The sequence below is a fragment of the Streptomyces sp. SID12501 genome (assembly GCF_010550245.1).
In the GTDB taxonomy this organism is placed as follows: Bacteria; Actinomycetota; Actinomycetes; order Streptomycetales; family Streptomycetaceae; genus Streptomyces.
The window spans coordinates 86808-106218 of record NZ_JAAGLU010000015.1 but is presented as its reverse complement, the minus strand read 5'-3'; the positions used below and the strand labels follow the sequence as shown (position 1 = coordinate 106218).

Annotated in this window: 20 protein-coding genes and 2 pseudogenes; 17 read left to right on the top strand and 5 right to left on the bottom strand. The window is 68.5% G+C overall.

All coding sequences use genetic code 11. From position 1 onward, the window contains the following. Positions 1–167: 167 nt before the first annotated feature. The 4 genes and pseudogenes from G3I71_RS19640 to G3I71_RS19625 form a co-directional block, all read right to left on the bottom strand. The gene (locus G3I71_RS19640; RefSeq protein ID WP_164316114.1) at positions 168–713 is read right to left on the bottom strand and encodes a hypothetical protein; all 546 of its coding nucleotides are present in this window, start codon (positions 711–713) and stop codon (positions 168–170) included. Between the two features lie 37 nt (positions 714–750). Then, a complete protein-coding gene (locus G3I71_RS19635; protein WP_164316113.1) occupies positions 751–960 on the bottom strand; it encodes a DUF397 domain-containing protein in 210 nt (69 codons plus the stop codon). Between the two features lie 4 nt (positions 961–964). Beyond that, positions 965–1174 (bottom strand): annotated as a pseudogene (locus tag G3I71_RS51185) (Scr1 family TA system antitoxin-like transcriptional regulator); the annotation flags it as partial. Positions 1175–1178: 4 nt separating this feature from the next. Continuing rightward, positions 1179–1385: pseudogene (locus G3I71_RS19625) on the bottom strand (IS5/IS1182 family transposase); the annotation flags it as partial. 317 nt (positions 1386–1702) lie between these two features. Here G3I71_RS19625 and G3I71_RS19620 point away from each other — a divergent pair. The 16 genes from G3I71_RS19620 (at position 1703) to G3I71_RS19545 (ending at position 17138) form a co-directional block, all read left to right on the top strand. Then, complete coding sequence (locus tag G3I71_RS19620; RefSeq protein WP_164316112.1) at positions 1703–2158, top strand: hypothetical protein; 456 nt, start codon at positions 1703–1705, stop codon at positions 2156–2158. Positions 2159–2406: 248 nt separating this feature from the next. Further along, on the top strand, positions 2407–3672 hold the full coding sequence (locus G3I71_RS19615) for an IS701 family transposase (protein ID WP_203730811.1): 1266 nt from the start codon (positions 2407–2409) through the stop codon (positions 3670–3672). 1065 nt (positions 3673–4737) lie between these two features. Continuing rightward, positions 4738–5565: an AfsR/SARP family transcriptional regulator gene (locus G3I71_RS19610; RefSeq protein WP_164316111.1), complete on the top strand. Its 828-nt coding sequence runs from the start codon at positions 4738–4740 to the stop codon at positions 5563–5565. A 229-nt stretch (positions 5566–5794) separates the two neighbouring features. Continuing rightward, positions 5795–6616 carry an AfsR/SARP family transcriptional regulator gene (locus tag G3I71_RS19605; RefSeq protein WP_164316110.1) on the top strand — a complete coding sequence of 274 codons (822 nt, stop codon included), beginning with the start codon at positions 5795–5797 and terminating at the stop codon, positions 6614–6616. A 92-nt stretch (positions 6617–6708) separates the two neighbouring features. Beyond that, complete coding sequence (locus tag G3I71_RS19600) at positions 6709–7491, top strand: thioesterase II family protein (protein ID WP_164316109.1); 783 nt, start codon at positions 6709–6711, stop codon at positions 7489–7491. A gap of 99 nt (positions 7492–7590) precedes the next feature. Then, positions 7591–7854, top strand: a complete 264-nt coding sequence (locus G3I71_RS19595; RefSeq protein ID WP_164316108.1) for an acyl carrier protein — start codon at positions 7591–7593, stop codon at positions 7852–7854. Between the two features lie 243 nt (positions 7855–8097). Beyond that, entirely contained in the window at positions 8098–8325 is a 228-nt protein-coding gene (locus G3I71_RS19590) for a DUF6059 family protein (RefSeq protein ID WP_343243001.1), read from the top strand. Then, positions 8322–9890, top strand: coding sequence for an acyl-CoA carboxylase subunit beta (locus G3I71_RS19585; RefSeq protein ID WP_203730857.1), 1569 nt, complete (start codon positions 8322–8324; stop codon positions 9888–9890). The genes G3I71_RS19590 and G3I71_RS19585 overlap by 4 nt, the downstream gene beginning before the upstream one ends. Positions 9891–9907: 17 nt before the next feature. Beyond that, entirely contained in the window at positions 9908–10105 is a 198-nt protein-coding gene (locus G3I71_RS19580; protein ID WP_164316106.1) for a hypothetical protein, read from the top strand. A gap of 117 nt (positions 10106–10222) precedes the next feature. Continuing rightward, entirely contained in the window at positions 10223–10591 is a 369-nt protein-coding gene (locus G3I71_RS19575) for a hypothetical protein (protein ID WP_164316105.1), read from the top strand. A gap of 60 nt (positions 10592–10651) precedes the next feature. After that, the gene (locus tag G3I71_RS19570) at positions 10652–12094 is read left to right on the top strand and encodes an FAD-binding oxidoreductase (protein WP_164316104.1); all 1443 of its coding nucleotides are present in this window, start codon (positions 10652–10654) and stop codon (positions 12092–12094) included. After that, positions 12091–12864, top strand: coding sequence for an SDR family NAD(P)-dependent oxidoreductase (locus tag G3I71_RS19565; protein ID WP_164316103.1), 774 nt, complete (start codon positions 12091–12093; stop codon positions 12862–12864). Before G3I71_RS19570 ends, G3I71_RS19565 begins: the two co-directional genes overlap by 4 nt. Before the next feature lie 63 nt (positions 12865–12927). Then, positions 12928–14178, top strand: coding sequence for a cytochrome P450 (locus G3I71_RS19560; RefSeq protein WP_164316102.1), 1251 nt, complete (start codon positions 12928–12930; stop codon positions 14176–14178). A gap of 6 nt (positions 14179–14184) precedes the next feature. Further along, positions 14185–14388 (top strand): ferredoxin, encoded by a 204-nt coding sequence (locus tag G3I71_RS19555; protein WP_164316101.1) that lies wholly within the window; start codon positions 14185–14187, stop codon positions 14386–14388. A 91-nt stretch (positions 14389–14479) separates the two neighbouring features. Beyond that, a complete protein-coding gene (locus tag G3I71_RS19550) occupies positions 14480–15442 on the top strand; it encodes a GNAT family N-acetyltransferase (protein ID WP_164316100.1) in 963 nt (320 codons plus the stop codon). Positions 15443–15524: 82 nt separating this feature from the next. After that, entirely contained in the window at positions 15525–17138 is a 1614-nt protein-coding gene (locus tag G3I71_RS19545) for an FAD-dependent monooxygenase (RefSeq protein ID WP_164316099.1), read from the top strand. Between the two features lie 18 nt (positions 17139–17156). Here the strand turns inward: G3I71_RS19545 and G3I71_RS19540 are convergent, their stop codons facing one another. After that, a complete protein-coding gene (locus G3I71_RS19540; RefSeq protein WP_164316098.1) occupies positions 17157–17678 on the bottom strand; it encodes a MarR family winged helix-turn-helix transcriptional regulator in 522 nt (173 codons plus the stop codon). A 123-nt stretch (positions 17679–17801) separates the two neighbouring features. Here G3I71_RS19540 and G3I71_RS19535 point away from each other — a divergent pair, with 123 nt between their 5' ends. Continuing rightward, a complete protein-coding gene (locus G3I71_RS19535) occupies positions 17802–19337 on the top strand; it encodes an FAD-dependent monooxygenase (RefSeq protein WP_164316097.1) in 1536 nt (511 codons plus the stop codon). The last annotated feature ends 74 nt before the right edge of the window (positions 19338–19411 follow it).

The window sequence follows — 19411 nt, the reverse complement described above, 5'->3', positions numbered from 1 at the left end:
GATCACAATCGAGCAAGTGACGGCATACGTGAAGCCCCGCCGGGATCGGCGGGGCTTCTGCGTGGTGGTGACGCCAGTGGCGACGTCAGCGGACGCGGGCTGCGCAGGGTGACGGTTCATCGCTGTTCGATCGCGCCGTCGGCGGGCGGCTCCGCCGTCGGGCACGGCTACTCGGGGAGTTCGAGCATGTGTTCGCCGCAGGACTGGCATTCGGCGTAGACGTCGAGGTCGTTGAGTATCTCGGCGTATTCGGGGTGCCCTTTGAGCGCCGCCATGGCGGCGAGCAGGTAGCGGGTCGCGGTCTGGTCGTGCTCCGCCGTGGTCAGCGTCTCCGCCAGGAGGGTCAGGGCCTCGGGGAGGGCGTTGCGGTAGGCGCCCGCGATGTCGTCGGGCAGATCGTCCGGGACCTCTCCGAGTTCACCGGAGCAGATGGCCACGAGGCCGACGACGTAGAGGTAGTCATCGCGCTCGGCGGCGGGAAGCCCGCGCGCGATGGCGACGAGATACGGCACCGAGGCATAGGCCGCCGGCCAGGCGGTGCCCTCGGAACACAGGTACGGCCACAGGTCGTTGAACCGCTCACCGGAGGTGGCCGGATGAGCTGCGATGTACCGCAACTCGTCGGGGACGAAGAGGGCGTCCTGTGCTCCCTTCCTCTTTGACCAACCTCGGTGATCGAGTTCGGGCCAGCGCGGATCGTCCAGGGAGATCATGGGCGAGAGTGTAGGTGTCCATGAGGGACGGACGGGCTCAGGGCGCGGAAGTGGCTTTGCGGGTGGGCGACTTGACGGACTCGATGAAGGGGGCGAAGGCGCCGGTCGGGAAGGTGAGGGTCGCTCGGGCCGGGCTCTTGGAGTCGCGAACGGCTATGTGAGCGCGCCGGTGCGCAATCTCGACGCAGGCGTCGCCCTGGCCGCCACCGGAGTAGGACGACTTCTGCCAGATGTCAGGGGTGGTCATGTTCCTACAGCTCCTTGGCCAGCCTGTGGATGAAGTCACGCGAACGCTCGGGTTCGAGTGACACCGTCTCTACCCTACGGAAGAGTGTTCGGTAGCGGCTGAGTTGAGCCTCGGCGTCGATGAACACGGGGCCGTTGGGTCCGTCGCGTACCACGGTGTCCAGCTTGGGGACAGGTCCGCCCGCGTACACCATCGTGCTTCCGGCCCCGCCGAAGTCGCCCCTCGTGGAGGTAGCGGTAGGCGGTGGAGGCCGACAGGCCGTTGTCGCAGGCGAGTTGGGAAAGCCGGGTGCCGTCGAGGAACCAGCGCAGGATGAACACCGCCTGTGGGAAGCAGCCCAGCACACGTCTGCCCTTGCGGGTTCCGGCCACGATGCGGTGATCGCGCAGCAGCCGGGCCAGGTGCTCGGCGGTGGACCGCTTCACATCGAGCACGGCTGTGTATGTGACACTGATCGACACGTGAGGCCCCTCGGTCAGAACAATCCGTCGCAAGATCGTTCTTACCAGGGGCCTTACGCCTGCCCTGACTTGGGGACCGCACGGGCCACAGCGTCAGCTTCGCGATCACAGCGAGCGACGGACGCTTACCAGGAAAGACTCACTGTCCCGCGAGATGTCTACAACAATCTGAAGGGACTGGCTGTGGGTGAAATGCGAGCGGCGGGACGGATCGGTCCCAAGGGTACCGAGAACATCAAGGGTGACAACTGGAAACGTTCTCGCGTCACAGGCGGCTGCTGATGAAGTATGTGCGAGTGGAACCACTTCCGGATCGGTACGGATACTACCTGGATCCCCAGGGCTACCTGGATGTACTGCCCGATATCTCGGGTAGTCTTCCCGACGGTGTAGCAGAATTTGTGGCAGATCCCGGGCACTATGATTTTCGAAGTGCACGTTGTGTCAAGGATCTGACGCTGAACAAGATGACCCTTACTGATGGTGAGGGCCTGATCGCTCTTGAAGTGTTCTTGGAGCCCAATGAATGGAAGCATGTAGGCGGTCTACGTATTCGGTATTCGGACGTCCGGGCTCTCGATGTGTCCACGAAAGAATCCGACGGCATGCTGGCTCGTTTGGGCAGCCTGCAATTGGATGAGGTGCTTCCACATCCGTCCGGTTTCAGTCACGAAATCGCCTTCACGTGCGGTTCGGTTGCCATCGTGGCTGCGGACCTAGTGGCCGCATGGGAGTGAGTGTCGGCCGCGTCGGCTTGTGAATAGAAGCTCCGCCGAAGACCCTTTTCGGCGGAGCTTCAGGCCGTTGTCTGAGCCTCTGACGCCAGCGGAATGTAAATCGCATTGACCGGCGAAAAGTTAGGTAGAGCGGTAGCGCTTAGCATTGCAATGCTGGCGGAGTGAGCCCCTCTCGGGCGCTCGTACTACAGCCTCAGATCATGTGACTGGTGATCGGTGCTGATCGTTGTCCGGTCATGCTGATGGATGTGAGTACGGAGCACGTTGAGGGGTGGGCGGAGGAACTGGCTGCCCTGACGGGCGGGTTGGGGCATCTGTTCGCCCGGCCGGAGCCGCGGGAGGTGTTCGCCGATCTCGTCGAGGGGTTGCTGTCGGACCTGAGCCGGAAGAACGGCTGGACGATGGCAGGGAGGGCCGGGCATGCCACGCCGCACCGGATCCAGAAGTTCCTTGGCGAGGCGTCCTGGAGCGCGGAGGGACTGCTGGCCGAGGTGCAGGCGTACGTGGCACGGGAGTTGGGGGATCCGGGTGCGACGCTGGTGCTGGACGACACGCAGGTGATCAAGAAGGGCGACAGGCCCGTCGGGGTCGCCCACCAGCACTGCGGGACGACCGGTGACGTCCGCAACTGCCAGGTCATGGTGATGCTCACCTACGCCGCCGCGCGCGGTCGCACCTTCTGCGACCGGCGTCTGTACCTGCCGCGGTCCTGGACGGGCGATCGTGAGTGGTGCCGGGCGGCCGGAGTCCCCGACGAGGTCGCTTTCGCCACCAAGCCGCAGCTGGGCATCGCCATGCTTCAGAGCGCGGTGGCCGGTGGGCTGCCGTTCTCCTGGGTGGCCGCCGACGCGGACTACGGCAGGGACCCCGCTCTCAGGTCCTGGCTGCAGGAGCGGAAGATCCGCTACGTGCTCGCGGTGCCCGTCACGCTGCCGGTTCAGGGTCCGCTGGGCAAGCCGTACCTGCCGAAGGTCGCAGCGGCCGGTGACCTGCTGCACTACGCCATCGTGCGCGAGCAGTGGGAACGCCGCAGCCAGGGCGAGGGCTCCAAGGGGCAGCGAGCCTACGACTGGACCTGGTTCGAGGTCACCCTGCCCGGACAGATGCCGGCCGACGGGTTCGCCCATCGGCTGCTGATACGCCGCAGCACCGGGAAGAAGCAACTGGCGGGCGGCCGCGTCGACTACAAGTACGCGTACTTCCTCATCCACGCCCCCGCCGCCGACCCGGTCACCGAGGCGATCGTGAGAGCCGGGGTCCGCTGGAAGATCGAGGAGAACAACGAACTCGCCAAGCAGACCACCGGTCTGGGCCAGTACCAGGTCCGCCGCTGGACCTCCTGGCACCGGCACGTCACCTGCGCGATGCTCGCCCTGGCCTTCCTGACCGTCCAACGCGCCCGCCACCCCGACCCAGAACCAGAACCCGATCTCCCCCGGCAGCGCGCCGTCGGCCTGGACCCGGCAGGCGAGGGAAAAGCCCAGGAGACGGCGGGAAGCGGCGCCTTCCGCTGATCCGGCTGACCGTCCCGGCCCTCGCCTGTCTCCTCGCGGCCACCGTCCTGACCACCCACCACAGCGACGCCTACCACCTCCAGCAGCACCACTGGCGAGCCCTGCACCAGACCCGGGCCACCGTCAGCCACTACAACCGGCGCGGCGACCCCCTACCCATCCGCCTACGACCCTGGCGACAACCCGGGCAGAACCGATCACAACCTCAAGACCTGAGGCTGTAGTACCAGTCGATGCGGATGACGCAGCAGCCGGGCGGCGGTCTTGTCGGCAAGCGCCGCCGCGACCGCCCTCAGCAACTGCTGCAGTGCGGGTGTGCGTCTTTGGACCGCACGGTCGGTCCGTCGACCTGTTCCACGAAGGTTGTCTTCGAACATTCGGGGTGCTCGCACTACAGGCGGCGCACCGATAACTCGATCACTATCGGGCGGCCACCGACCGCCTCGTCAGTGACACACCACACATACCGGATTGTGGCCGTTCCCAGGAACGGCCACAATCCGGACACGCGACGGCGGCGCCCTCACTGGTCCGCGCCATGATCCGGATCAGCTCCGGGTCGGCCCGCACTCCTCCGACCTGCACCGCGGCCGGCTACGGCAGCGGGACATCCTGACGGTCGAGGCGGTCTCGGCAAGAGAGTTGATTGCGTAATCAATCTTCCTGTGATGGGCCCGTGGACTGCAGCGATGGGGGGTGTCTTCGTGTGCGGGTGACGCCGCGCAGAGGCGAGGATGAAATGATATCAAAGTGTGAAATCAGGGTTTAAGGGAATGATTCCAAGCGAATTGGAACGCCGTATGCGGTAAGGATTTTGCCAGAGCGAGAGTCTTTTTCGGCCATGACCCCAAAGATTGATGGCTGAACTATCGAACCCTCTCCGGAATCAGCAGTGAGGTGAGGTTTTGTGGCGCTCTTGGCTTGGTAGGCATCTTCCTGGTGTGGTCGTGGGTGCGCGTCCGCGAAAAAGCCAGAATTACCTGACCAGGCCTTTTCGTCGCTCGGGTCTTCCAGCCCATATCGACCGCGGGGACGAAGAATCTGATGAACTCCAGGGGGAGCGGCGTGGATATCGAAATTCTGGGAGCTTTGGTCGTGACGGAGGGCGGGATCTCCGTCACACCCACCATGCCCAAAGTGCGACAGGTGCTCGCTCTCCTGGCATTCTTCGCAGACCATGTCGTGCCCGTGTCCGCATTGACCGAGGAGCTGTGGGCCGGCCGGCCGCCGCGCAGCGCCCGTACCGCCCTCCAGACGTACGTGCTCCAGCTGCGCGAACTCATCACCGCCGCGCTGTCGGCGCAAGGACCCGACAAGGAAACCGTGTCCGCCAAGGACGTCCTCGTGACGTGCCCGGGTGGCTACCTCCTCAAGACCGGAGGCGGAGCCAGCGATGTACGGGAGTTCGAGCGGCTCGCAGGACGCGGCTACCGTGCCGTCGGTGACGGAGACCACGCGGGCGGTGCCCGGCTGCTGCGTGAGTCCCTCGCGATATGGCGTGGGGCGCCCTTCGCCGACGTCCAGCTGGGCAAGCAGTTGGAGATGGAGGCCGCGCGCCTGGAGGAGAGCCGGCTGTGCGCGCTCGACCGGTGTATCGAGGCTGACCTGGAACTGGGACGGCATCGGGAACTGCTCGCCGAGCTGACCCTTCTGGTCAGTCGGTACCGCACCCATGAGAACCTGTGCCGGCAGTTCATGATCGCCCTGCAGCGTTCGGGCCGCAGGAGCGAAGCGCTGGACGTCTACCGGAAGCTGCGCGGGACTCTCATGCGCGAGCTGAGCCTGGAACCCTCGGTCGCGCTGCGCCAACTGCAGCGCTCGATCCTGCTGGCCCACAGTGACGGGGCGGCAACAGCCGCTGAGCTCGCCTCCCACGTGACCCGCGCCGGCTGATCCCTCACAGGCACGCTCGAGCGGTGTACGCAAGCGGAGAGGGGGAGTGCTCTGCGGCAGCACGCGGCAGAGCAGAGATCCGCTTGACGAAGACTCAAGAAACCCGGAGCACCCTGCTTTTAGTCACTACGGTGCTTGAAGCCGTAGATGCGGATGCGGACAAAGGGGTTCGTATGCCCGTGTCGGAGAATGAATCGGGAAGTTCTTCACGAGTGATGGGGGAACAGCTATGAAGATCCAGGTTCTGGGGCCGTTGACAGCTGAGGTCAATGGTGTATCCATTGTCCCCACAGCGGGAAAACCACGTCAGATTCTGTCACTTCTCGCGCTGTATCCGGGACGGATCGTGCCTGTGCCGACGCTGATGGAGGAGATCTGGGGCGCCAACCCGCCGGTCAGCGCGCTGACCACGCTGCAGACCTACATACTGCAGCTGCGGCGTCGGCTCGGTACAGCCATGGGACCCAACACGCCGCACACCGCCAAAGACGTACTCGCCACCCGGCACGGCGGATATGTACTGCAGATCCCGTCGGACAGCGCGGACGTGCACGAATACGAGCGACGGGTGTCGGCAGGGCAGGCGGCCTTCGAAGCCGGTGACGACGAACGTGCCGCGGACACCCTGCGTCAGGCGCTGACCCTGTGGCAGGGCCCCGCCCTGGTCGACGTGCGTGTCGGTCCCGTACTGGCCATAGAGGTGCTCCGGCTGGAGGAGAGCAAGCTGGTCACCGTGGAGCGCCGGATAGACGCGGATCTCCGGCTGGGACGGCACTACGAGATCGTTGCCGAGCTCCGGGACCTGACGGCACGCCACCAGCAGCACGAAGGACTTCACTCGCAGGCCATGGTGGCTCTGTACCGATCGGGCCGGCAGGCCGCGGCTCTCGACCTCTACCGAAAGCTGCGCATGAGACTCATCGAGGAGCTGGGCGTCGAACCGTCGCGGCAGATGCAGCGTCTGCACCAGGCGATGCTCGCCGTGGACCCCGCCCTCGACCTGGCCACCGCGCCCCGGCGTAGCTCGACCTTCGATCTCTACGCCGCCTGACGCGCCGGCCCGCTGTGCTTCAAGCCCGCCTCTAGGGCTGTCCGCGAGCCTGAACAGGCCCGCGCGACACCCACAGGACGAGGAGGGCGGAGATGCCGGACACAGAATTGCCCGTGCGGCTGTACTGCTTCGCGCACGCAGGGGCGGGAGTATCGGCCTTCCACAGCTGGGCACGCAGCATCGGTCCGGGCGTCGAACCCGTGCCCGTGCTGCTGCCGGGCCGTGAGCGCCGACGCCGGGAACCACGCCTGACCGATCGCGACTCGCTGGTCGCCGACCTGATGGACCGCATCCACGTCACGTCCGGACAGCCCTACGCGATCTACGGACACAGCCTCGGTGCGATGGTGGCCCACACCCTCGTCCAGGCTCTTCACGAAGAAGGACTGCCGCTGCCCGCACTCCTCGCCGTGGGCGCCTGCCCGCCCCCTGACGAGACCAGCAGGCTCGCCGACGCCTGCGACAGCTCCGACGAGGACCTGATGGAGTTGCTCCGCACGCTGGGAGCACTGCCCGAGGGCGCCGAAGCGAGGCGGTACTGGCGCCGGGCCTCGCTCCCCGTACTCCGCGACGATCTACGCCTGGCCGGTGCACTGCGCGTCGCCGCCCGTACAGCGGCAGCCTCGCACGGACCATTGCCGGTGCCGCTGCTCGCGGTGTCCGGGAACCGTGACCCGCTGGTGTCACCCGCGACAGCCGGCGGCTGGCGCCGCTGGAGTGCCGGGCCGGTGGCGACCCGCACCGTGAACGGCGACCACTTCTTCGTACGCGGCGACGCGCTGCCTCGTCTGACGGGTCGCGCCTGCCGCGTCGTGAGGCGACTCGAGGCCGTGGCCGGGCGCACGTCATTCCTGGCCCCCGTCGCCCAGCCCTGAGACGTGCCGACCGCCGGCGAGCCGCCGATCCGGCACGCCGATCCGTAGGCCGACCGATTCCCCGGACCGTGCTCAACACGAGAAGAGAGAGGCACCATCATGCAGCAGCTCGACATCACCACCCTGATCGGCCTCCTGCGCAGCAGTGGAGGCGACAGCGAGACCCATGACCTGAACGGTGACGTACTGGACATCGGGTTCGCCGAGCTCGGCTACGACTCCCTGGCGCTTCTCCAGGTCACCGGCATCGTCGAGCGCGATTCCGCTGTCGCGCTCGACGGGGAGGCACTGGACGAGGCCGAGACTCCGCGGCAGTACATCGAGGCTGTCAACCGGGCGCTGTCCTCGCAGACCACGGCCTGATCCACGCGGTCGGCAGGGGAACGCCGAGCGGGCCGCGGTACGTTCCGGTCGCCTGACACCGGGTTTCGGCCCCCGGCGTTGCCCCCGACATGAATCAGCGGTCCCGAGCGGTCTTCGGACCGTTCTTGAGCCCACCTCCAAGGGGTCTTGAGCCCACCATGTGACCGTGAGCCGTCCGACATCACGTCGAGGAGGACCGCTCGTGCCCGTACGGACGACCAGGTCCTCGGTTACGGAGGGCAAGTGGGTTATCGGTCCAAGGCCGCCGCGTTCCTGTGGATGGTCGGCCGGGCACTGATCGCTGCCGGCGCCATATGGGTCTACGTTCCCCCGCTCGGTGATCCGGCCAGGCAATGGGTGCTGCCCCAGCCCCCGCCCGGCCATCCCGAACAGCTGCGCCCCGACATCCCGCTCAGCGCGGAAGAACGGGATCTGGCACGCCGGCTGCTGAACCCGAAGGAGATCGCGTGATCACCGACACCGCTGCCGCCGCATCCGACCGGTCCGCCGAACTCGCCCAGCTCAAGGAGAAGGCCGCCGTCGGCCCCGACGAGCAGGCCACGGCCCGGCAGCACGCGAAAGGAAAACTGACTGCCCGGGAACGGATCGGCCTGCTCCTCGACGAGAGTTCGTTCCACGAGATCGAGGCCCTGCGCAGGCATCGCGCGAGCGGCTTCGGCCTGGAGAACAAGCGCCCGTACACCGACGGCGTCGTGACCGGCTGGGGAACTGTCCACGGGAGGACCGTCTTCGTCTACGCCCATGACTTCCGGATCTTCGGCGGTGCCCTCGGCGAAGCGCACGCCACCAAGATCCACAAGATCATGGACATGGCTCTCGCGGCGGGTGCGCCGCTGGTGTCGCTGAACGACGGCGCCGGCGCCCGCATCCAGGAGGGCGTCACCGCACTCGCTGGCTACGGCGGCATCTTCCGGCGCAACACCCTCGCCTCCGGCGTGATTCCGCAGATCTCCGTGATGCTCGGCCCGTGCGCCGGCGGCGCCGCCTACTCGCCCGCGCTCACCGACTTCGTGTTCATGGTGCGCGAGACCTCGCAGATGTTCATCACCGGACCGGACGTCGTCAGAGCCGTCACCGGCGAAGAGATCACCCAGAACGGGCTGGGCGGAGCCGATGTCCACGCGGCTGTGTCCGGCGTCGCGGCCTTCGCCCACGACGACGAGGCCGCCTGCCTGGAAGACGTACGGTTCCTGCTCTCCCTGCTGCCGTCCAACAACCGTGAGACGGCACCCCACCAGCCCTCGGACGACCCGGCAGACCGGCTCACCGAGGCACTTCAGGAGATCGTCCCCGCCAGCCCCAACCAGGCGTACGACGTACGGGCGGTCATCGAGGAGATCGTCGACGACGGCGAGTACTTCGAGATCCAAACCGACTGGGCGACCAACATCGTCTGCGCACTGACCCGCCTCGACGGCCATGTGACAGGCGTCGTCGCCAACCAGCCCGCCGCCTTCGCCGGTGTGCTCGACATCCACGCCAGCGAGAAGGCAGCCCGTTTCGTGCAGTTCTGCGACGCCTTCTCCATCCCCCTGGTGACCCTCGTCGACGTCCCCGGCTTTCTGCCGGGTGTGGACCAGGAACACGGCGGCGTCATCCGTCACGGCGCGAAGCTGCTCTACGCGTACTGCAACGCCACCGTCCCACGGGTGCAGCTGATCATGCGCAAGGCGTACGGCGGCGCGTACATCGTCATGGACTCGCGCTCCATCGGCGCCGACATCTCGCTGGCGTGGCCGACGAACGAGATCGCGGTCATGGGCGCCGAGGGGGCCGCCAACGTGATCTTCCGGCGGGAGATCACCGCGGCGGACGATCCGGACGCCGTACGGGCCCAGAAGATCAAGCAGTACCAGACCGAGCTGATGCACCCTTACTACGCCGCTGAACGCGGCCTGGTGGACGACGTCATCGACCCGGCAGCGACCCGCTCCACGATCATCGGCGCGCTCGCCATGCTGCGGTCCAAGTACGCGGACATCCCCTCCCGCAAGCACGGCAACCCGCCGGTGTGACGGGCGGGGCGAAGACCATGACGACTTGGCGGATCACCAAAGGCATGCCCACCGCGGAGGAGACAGCCGCCCTCGCGGCGGTTTTGCCGACCGTCCTGAGGCGCGTGGCCGCCGCCGGGCGGGCCGCGGCCACGAAGCCGAAGAAGACCGGGGCCGGCCGGCACCGACCGCACCGCGACCGGCACTCGTGCGCCGGCATGTGGCGCGGCAGATGACCTCCGGTTCCACGCCCGGCTGCAGGGCCGTTCAAGTGTCCCTCCAGTCCGAGACGGAACCGTAGCTATGGCACACCCACACCACGCGAACCGGACCCACGTCAGGAGAGATCCACCATGACCGACGCCAGGCTTGTCGGAACCTGGACCACCGAGCTGGAAGACGACGGCAAATCCGTGTTCGGACTGGCGTCCTTCACGGGTGACGGCGGCGTCACCTGCTACCAGGTCAACGCCAAGAACATCGGCCTGGGCAACTGGGAGTCCACCGGGAAGGACTCCTTCCACTACAACTTCCACATCCTCGCCGTGAATCCGCAGGGCGAGCACGTAGGCGAGGCCCACGTCTTCGTCACCGGCGAGTTCGTCTCCGACGATCACTGGGAGGGCGCCGGCGGAGCCAACTTCTACTCGCCCTCCGGCGACCTCCTGCGCGGCCACGAGGGCTCCAAGGTCACCGCCCGCAAGTTCGGCGTCGACAAGTAGGCACGGCAGTCGGACAAGGCCCGTTACCCCGGACCGGTGACCCACGGAGGAAAGACTCCCATGTTGCGCGATGAACTCAAGGGCGAGCTTGTTCTCCCGTCCGATCCGGGGTACCAGCTGGCCAGGCAACTGCAGAACACCGAGTACGACTCGGTCACGCCCTACGGCATCGCCTACTGCGAATCCCCCCAGGACGTCCTCGCCTGTGTACGCCACGCGCGGGAGACCGGTGTCGCGGCGCACGTCCGGGGGGCAGGCCACAGCTTCAACGGCTGGTCCACCGGCACCGGCCTGGTCATCGACCTGTCCCGGATGAACCACGCCACCGTCGACGGCCCCACCGTGCGCATCGGGGCCGGCATACAGTCGCTCGACGCGCTCGACGCCCTTGAACCGCACGGGCGCCAGATCATCACGGGCACGTTTCCCACCGTCAGCCAGGGCGGCTTCCTCAGCGGCGGCGGGCTGGGCTGGCAGACCCGCAAGTTCGGCATCGCGAGCGACCACGTCGTCTCGGCGCGGGTCGTCCTCGCCGACGGCAGGGCCGTGCTCGCGTCGGCGGACGAGCACCCGGACCTGTACTGGGCCCTGCGGGGCGGTGGCGGCGGGAACTTCGGCATTGTCACCGAATTCGAGCTGCGCCCCGTCGACGCCCCGCGTCTGACCGGCTTCGAGACGCTGTGGTCCTACGAGGACGCCGCCGACGTGCTGGCCGCCTGGCAGTCCTGGGCCGTCGAGGAGTCGGACGACCTGGGCACCTCCCTGGTCGTGCTGCCCGGCATGTTCGGGCCCGGCGGCAAGCCGATCGTCAAGGCCTGGGGCGTGCACCACGGTCCGTCCGACGGACTCGAACGCGCCCTCGACGCTCTCACCGAACGCACCGGCACGAGGCCCGTACACCGCGAGGTCTCGGCGTCCGGGGTGTACGCCGACGTCATGCACGAGGCGCTGTGCGGCTCCAAGACCGTCCAGCAGTGCCACCGCACCGGCACTCACCCGGACGCGGTCGGCCACCGTCACCCCTACACCCGGCAGGCCTACCGCCTCTCCGACAGGGCGGTCACGCGCGGCGAGGCAGACGCCCTGCTGCACGCGTGGGACCCCGGCCTGGACAACGAGCGCTACCTGCTGTGCATCGCGCTCGGCGGAGCCGCCAACCGCGTCGGCCGCGCGGAGACCGCCTATGCGCACCGTGACGCCCAGTTCCTGACGGGCTTCCAGATGGCCACCCGTGACGCGGCGTCGGCCGCGCGGGGCCCGGCCGAACTCGACGCGTGGGCCGACCGGTGCGGCGCGGCCCTCGCCCCGCTGGCCACCGGCTCCTACATCAACTTCCCCAGCTCGCGGACGCAGGCCGACTGGGAGACCGACCACTACGCGGAGAACGCCGCCCGACTGCGCGAGATCAAGCAGGCCTACGACCCCGACGGCTTCTTCCGGCACGGCCAGAGCATCGACTCCGGCCGGGAGCGCGGTCGGCAGACGACGAAAGCAGGACGATGAAGACGGATCTGACGGACAAGGCGGTGCTCGTCACCGGTGCTTCCCGCGGCATCGGCCGGGCTACGGCCCTCGCCTACGCGGCGGAGGGCGCGCGGGTCGCGATCACCTACCACTGCGACGAGGCGGGGGCGAAGGAGACAGCCGATCAGGTCGCCGCTGCGGGCGGCACCCCGTACGTGGTTCGCTACGACCTCGGCGATGAGGACTCCATACGGGCCGCCGTCGCCGCGGTGGGTGCCGAGTGGGGCGGGATCGACGTTCTCGTCGCCGGCGCGGTCGAGTGGGGCGACGCGATCCCGCGGCCCGGCCGGCAGATGCCCGCCTTCGAGGATGTCCCACCCGAGCAGTGGCAGCGGGTCCTGCGAACCTCCGTGGACGCCGTCTTTCACACCGTCCAAGCCGTGCTGCCCCTCATGCGCGGCCGGGACTGGGGCCGCATCGTGCTGATCGGCGCCGGCCTCGCGGACACGGGTATGACGGGCGCGGGCGCATACGGAGCCGCCAAGGCCGCCCTGCACGGGTTGGTGCGCAGCCTCGCCTGGGAGCTCGGTCCCGCCGGAATCCTGGTGAACGAGGTCGTGCCCGGCCAGACCCTCACCGAGAACGTGCTCACGCACGCCTCGCCCGCCTTCCTGGAGAACAAGGCCGGATCCCTTCCCTCGGGCCGGATGAACACTCCCGAGGACGTCGCGCGCACTGTCGTCTTCCTCGGCTCCGCCGCCAACGGAAACGTCCACGGCGAGGCCCTACGCGTCACCGGCGGCCTGTGAACCCCGCCCCGATCCTCCCCGACCACACCGCATGGCCCACCGGCCGCAGACTCAGGAGTCCCCATGACCGACACACTCGACGAGCCGAAGACGCTGGCGGACGGACCTGAGAACGCTCCCGCCTATCCCATCCAGCGCACCTGCCCCTACCAGATGCCGCCCGGCTACGAGCAGCTCCGTGAGATGGGCCCGATCTCCCGGGTCACGCTCTGGAACGGACGCATCGCCTGGCTGATCACCGGCAACGAGCTCGGCCGCAGGCTGTTCCCGGACGCCCGGCTCTCCTCCGACGTCCTCGACCCGAACTTCCCGCTGCTCGCTCCCCGTATCGAGGCCCAGCGCCAGCAGGCCGCCGCACCCCCGCTCGTCGGCGTCGACGACCCGGTGCACGCCCGTCAGCGCCGTATGGTGCTGCCCAGCTTCGGTGTCCGCCAGGTCAACGCACTGCGTCCGGCGATCCAGCAGTACGCCGACGACCTGCTCGACAAGATGCTGGCCAAGGGCCCGGGTGTCACCGTCGACCTGCTCGCCGAGTACGCGTTGCCGATGCCGTCCGCCGTCATCTGCATGCTGCTGGGCGTCCCGTACGAAGACCACCACTACTTCGACGAGCGCTCGCGGCACGTGCTTTCCTCCTCCGGCGAGGAGCAGGCGGCGCAGGCGCAGACGGCCTTCACCGAGATCCTCGCGTACCTCGACGACCTGATCAGCCGCAAGCAGGCCGAACCCGGCGACACCCTGCTCGACGAGCTGATCGCCCGCCAGCTGGAGGAGGGCGAGGTCGACCGCCAGGAACTCGCGATGACCGCCACCGTCCTGCTGGTCTCCGGCCACGAGACGACCTCCAACATGATCGCCCTCTCCACGATGGCGCTGCTGGCCCACCCGGAGCAGATGGCTGCGCTGCGGGCCGACGAGTCGCGGATGCCACAGGCCGTGGACGAGCTGATGCGGTTCTCCTCCATCGGAGACATGCTGATGCGCGTGGCCAAGGAGGACATCGAGATCGAGGGCCACCTCATCAAGGCCGGCGACGGGGTGATCCTGTCGACGATGCTGATGAACCGTGATCACGGCTCTTTCGAGCGCGCCGACGACCTGGACGTCTTCCGGCCCTCCGGCCGCCACGTCGCGTTCGGCTACGGCATCCACCAGTGCATCGGCCAGAACCTGGCCCGTGCCGAGATGGAGATCGCCCTGGCGACCCTGTTCCGCCGGGTGCCGACGCTGAAACTGGCGATCCCCGCCGACCAGGTGCCGGTCAACGCGCCTTTCGTACTCCAGGGAGTCTCCGAACTCCCCGTGACCTGGTAGGCCGCCGTGCACATATCAGTCGACTCCGACCGGTGCATCGGCTCCGCCCAGTGTGCCGTCACCGTGCCCTCCGTCTTCGAACAGGACGAGGACGGACTCTCCACCGTCATCCCCGGCCGTGAGGACGGCGGCGGCGAGCCAATGGTGCGCGAGGCTGTCCGGGCATGCCCGGTGCGAGCCATCACCATCAAGGAGACAGAGGAAGTGTGACCACGCGTCGGCTCGGGGCACGGACGGTGCGGTGTCCGTGCCCCGAGCCGTTCTTGACGGAACCTCAAGTGCCCCGGGCAACGATGAGTCCATGGACATTCGCAGCCTAGACGGCGACGACCCCGCCACGATTGCCCTCCTCCTGCCGGGTTTCCAGGAGACGATGAGCCTCGAACTGCCCGGCGACCCGCCGGTGTCGCATGCCTTGCTGGCCCGGCTGCTGCAACGCAGACACGGCGCCGACCGGATCGTCCTGGTGGCCTTCGACGGTGACCGGCCGGCCGGCTGCACCAAGCTCGGCCTCGACCTCGGTGACCCGAACGGACCCGGCCACGGCTCGCTGTGGGTGTTCCCGTCCTTCCGCCGCCGAGGCGCGGGCACAGCCCTCGTCGATGCCGCTCGTGCCGAACTGCGTGCCCGCGGCCGGGACCGCCTGATGGTCGACGCCCCCCACACCCCCACCGCGGAGGCTTTCGCCGCCGTCCGCGGCGCCGAGCTGCACGGCACCAACCTGCGCAACCGGCTCTTCCTCAGGGGTCCTGCCCGTGCCGGCCTCGACGGGCCGGCCGACCGTGTGGTGCCGGGCCACCGGCTCGTCCACTGGAGCGACCGCTGCCCCGAGGAACTGGTCGACCTCTACGCCCGCGCATGGGGCGCCCTGGACGCGCCCGTCAACGGTCAGGCGGAGGTCCGTGCCCCCACCGCCGCCGACGTCCGCGCCCGTGAGGCCGAGGCGGAGCGCGCCGGACACCGTCAGTACGTGACCGCTGCCGTCGACACGGCCACCGGCGAGGTCGCCGGGTACGCCACCCTCTTCGTCCGCGACAGCCCGATGGCCGACGCGGGGGAGACCCTGGTCCTCGCCGACCGGCGCCGCCAGGGCCTGGGCACGTGGATCAAGGCAGGCCTGATCGCCCGGGCCGCCGTCGAGAACCCCCATCTCGCCCTGGTCCAAGCCTGGAACGACGTACGTAACGACGCCGTCCTCGCCCTCAACCGCCGCCTCGGCTTCGTCGCGGACAGCTCCTGGTCGACGTACTCCGTCAAGAGCTGAGTACCCGAGGGAAGTTCGAGTTCTGGTCCACCGGCCGCTGCCACGATCCGCATAGACCGGATAAACCGCGAGAGGGGTTTTCGTGAGTAGCAGCGGCACACGCGTACTGATTGTCGGTGGCAGCCTCGTCGGCCTGTCCACCGCCGTTTTCCTCGCCCATCACAAGGTGCCGGTCACCTTGGTCGAACGGCACCCCAGCACCTCCATCCACCCCCGCGCGGTCGGCTACTACCCGCGCACCGCCGAGCTGCTGGCCACGGTCGGCGTCGAGAAGGCCGCCAAGGCCGCCGCCGCCGGCTTCGAGAAACACAGGACCCGCGCGGGCGTGGAGTCCCTCGCGGGCAAGGTCCTCTTCGCCAAGGAGGAGCTGGAGGGCGGGAACGAGCTCGCGGACCTGACCCCCTCCACACTGCTGCTACTGCCTCAGGACCGCCTGGAGCCGATCCTGCGCGCCCGTGCCGAGGAGCTCGGTGCCGACCTGCGATTCGGCACCGAGCTCCGCTCCTTCGCCCAGGACGACGACGGGGTCAGCGCCGTCGTTCGGGCTGCCGACGGCAGCGAGACCACGGTGACGGCCGACTACCTGGTGGCTGCGGACGGGCCGCGCAGCTCCGTGCGCGAGTCCCTCGGGGCCAGGCGGGAAGGCCGCGGCGTGCTCTCCCGGCATGTGAGCATCGCCTTCGGCGCGGACTTCGGCGCGGTGCTCGGTGAGCGCCGCTACAGCGTGGTCCACGTCAAGAACGACAAGGTCACGGGCATCCTCGTGCACGACGACACCCTCACCGAGGGCACCCTGATCGTCGGCTACGACCCGGAGAAGGGCGAGGGCCTGGACGACTTCACCGACGCCCGCTGCGCCGAACTGGTCTCCGCGGCCATCGGCTCGGACGAGGTCGAAGTCACCATCCGCTCCCGCTTCCCGTGGGACATGGCCGAGCTGGTCACCGATGACTTCGTGCAGGGCCGCGTACTCATCGCGGGCGACGCCGCCCACCAGATCCCGCCCACCGGCGGGTACGGCGCCAACACCGGCATCGCCGACGCCTTCAACGTGAGCTGGAAGCTGGCCCTGGTACTCAAGGGAGTCGCGGGCCGAGCTCTGCTGGACACGTACCAGGACGAGCGCCGGCCGGTCGGCACGTACACCGCGCAGCAGGGATCGCTTCAGCTCGCCGTACGGTCCCGGTCCGCGACCGAGGAGCAGCAGGCCGCCACCCACGACGCGATGCGCGTCACCATGGGTCAGGCCTATCCGTCCGGCGCGTTTGTCGCCGAGGAGGGTGCGGAGCAGCTCCCGCTGACCTCCGATCCGCGCGCCCTGCGCGGCGAGCCGGGCACCCGCGCCCCCTACGTGGTGCTGGAGCGCGACGACGCGCCGGTGACCACGCTCGACCTTTTCGGCGACGGCTTCGTGCTGCTGGCCGGGGCCGAGGGCGCATCCTGGGCGGAGGCGGCCGGGACGGCCGCAGCGGCGCTCGGCGTGGACCTCACCTTCCACCGCGTCGCCCCGGCCGCCGAGGGCGGTGCGCTGACCGACGTGCGGAGCCGTTGGGCCGAGGCGTACGGAGTGGGCGCGGCGGGCGCCGTACTGGTCCGCCCCGACGGGATCGTCGCCTGGCGCACGAGCGAGGGCGTCCCCGTCGCTGAGCAGGGCACGGCGCTCGAGGCGGTGCTGCGCACCGTTCTGGCGCGATGAGCGGTGGGGGACCGGCGGTCAGCCGTTGGTGGAGGCGCCCCGTGCCTGCGCGACCGAGTCGACGTACTTGATCAGCAGCCGGGCGAACTGCAGGCGTTCGTCATCGGGCCAGCTCTGGGTGATGAACTCGAAGGCCGCCCGCTGATGCCGGCGGAAGGCCGCCAGCATCGTCAGTCCCTCGTCCGTCATCTGCAGGATCGTTCGGCGTCCGTCCTGCTGTGAGGCAGCGCGGATCAGGTATCCGGCGGAGATGCAGTCGGTGACCATGCGGCTGGCCACGGAGGGGTCCACGACCAGCCGCTCGGCGACGACGCCCACGGTGATCTCCTGCCCGTCGTACTCGGATCCCTCTTCCACGATGTTGAGCACCAGCGTCCGCGTCATGTCCTTCCGGGCCACCGGGCTCTCCACGTTCAGCGCAGAAGCACGGCGCAGCCGTGAGAAGGCCGGGCCGACCGCGTCGAGCGGGTCCACCGCGGCCAGTGGGCCCTGGGTGGACGGGAGCTGAGTGGTCTTCTGCCTGGTGGCTGGAGTCTCCATGGCAAACATCCTAGGCGCGGCGATCGAGGACAGTGAGCATGTGTATGCTCACATGCTATTGCATGAAGTTAGACATATAAATTTCCCCTTGCAGAACCACCTCCATCACCTGAAAGGATCGCAATGCCGGACAGCAGGGACTTCGATTTCGACGTGATCATCGTCGGCGGCGGCCCGGTAGGCATGCTGCTCGCCTCCGAGCTCCGTATCGGCCGCGCCAAGGCCGTCGTACTGGAGAAACTCGCCGAGCGCACCCCCCACTCCAAGGCCTTCGGGCTGCACGCGCGCTCGCTGGAGTCGCTCGACCGCCGCGGGCTCGCCGACCGCTTCCGCGAGGGTGCCCACTCATGGAACAACGGCCACTTCGCGGGCCTCGACGTCTGGGTCGACTTCTCGCTCCTGGACAGCGCTCACAACTACGCCCTGCTTTCCGAGCAGACCCGGACCGAGCGCCTGCTGGAGGAGCGGGCCGAGGAGTTCGGCTGCAAGATCCGCCGCGGCCACGAGGTGACGGCTGTCCGCCAGGACGATGACGGCGCCGAGGCCGACGTCATCGGCCCCGAGGGCCCGTACACCCTGCGCGCGCGGTACGTCGTCGGAACGGACGGCGGTCGCAGCCTGGTGCGCAGGTCCGCGGGGATCGACTTCCCCGGCACCGGCGGCCGCGTCACCGCGCGCCTGGCCGACGTCGTCCTCGCCGACCGCGAGAACGCCCCGATGGGCATGGAGCGCACCGAGCGCGGTCTGCTCTTCTGTGTCCCGCTCGACGAGAAGTACCACCGCGTCGCCACCTTCGACTTCGAGAAGGGCAAGGAACCGGACTCCGAGCTCACCTTCGAGGAGTTCAAGGACAGCGTCCGCGAGATCTGGGGCGACGACCTGGGCGCCTCCGAGCCGCGCTGGCTCTCCTGGTTCACCGACTCCGCCTGCCAGGCCGAGAGCTACCGCAGGGGTCGCGTCCTGCTCGCCGGCGATGCCGCCCACACCCACTTCCCGGTCGGCGGCCAGGGCGTCAACCTGGGCCTCCAGGACGCGCTCAACCTCGGCTGGAAGCTGTGCGCCGACATCAACGGCTGGGGCAGCAAAGGGCTGCTCGACACGTACGACGAGGAGCGCCAGGAGCCGGCCCGCCAGGTGCTGGCCAACACCCGCGCCCAGATCGCGCTGATGAACCCCGACCCCTACGTCACCCAACTGCGCGGGCTCTTCCAGGACCTCATGCAGAAGGACCAGGTCAACCGCCATATCGCCGAGATGCTCAGCGGTGTACGGGTCCGCTACGACCTGCCGGGCCCCGAGCACCGCCTGCTCGGCGACTTCGCCCGCGACCTGACGCTCAGGACCGAGGACGGAACCGAGACCCTCCCGAAGTTTCTGCGCCGCGCCAACTTCGTCCTGCTCGACCTGGCCGGCCGGCCGGAGATCGCCGAGGAGTACGAGAAGTGGGCCGCGCCGCTCGACTGGGCCGGCCGCGTCCGCCATGTCGTCGCCGAATGCGAGGACGAGCCGGAGCTGGCCGGTGTGCTCATCCGCCCCGACGGTTACGTCGTCTGGGCCGCGGACCGCAGCGCCTCGCCTGCCGAGATCGCCGGGGGTCTGCGTACGGCCATCGAGACCTGGGCCGGAGTCACCGACCCCACCCGCGCGGTCTTCAGCTGACCCGCCCGCCGGCTCCGTAAGGGACTGGCAAAGAATGTCCGCATCACTCGGCACATGTGGACTGGCAATCAAAT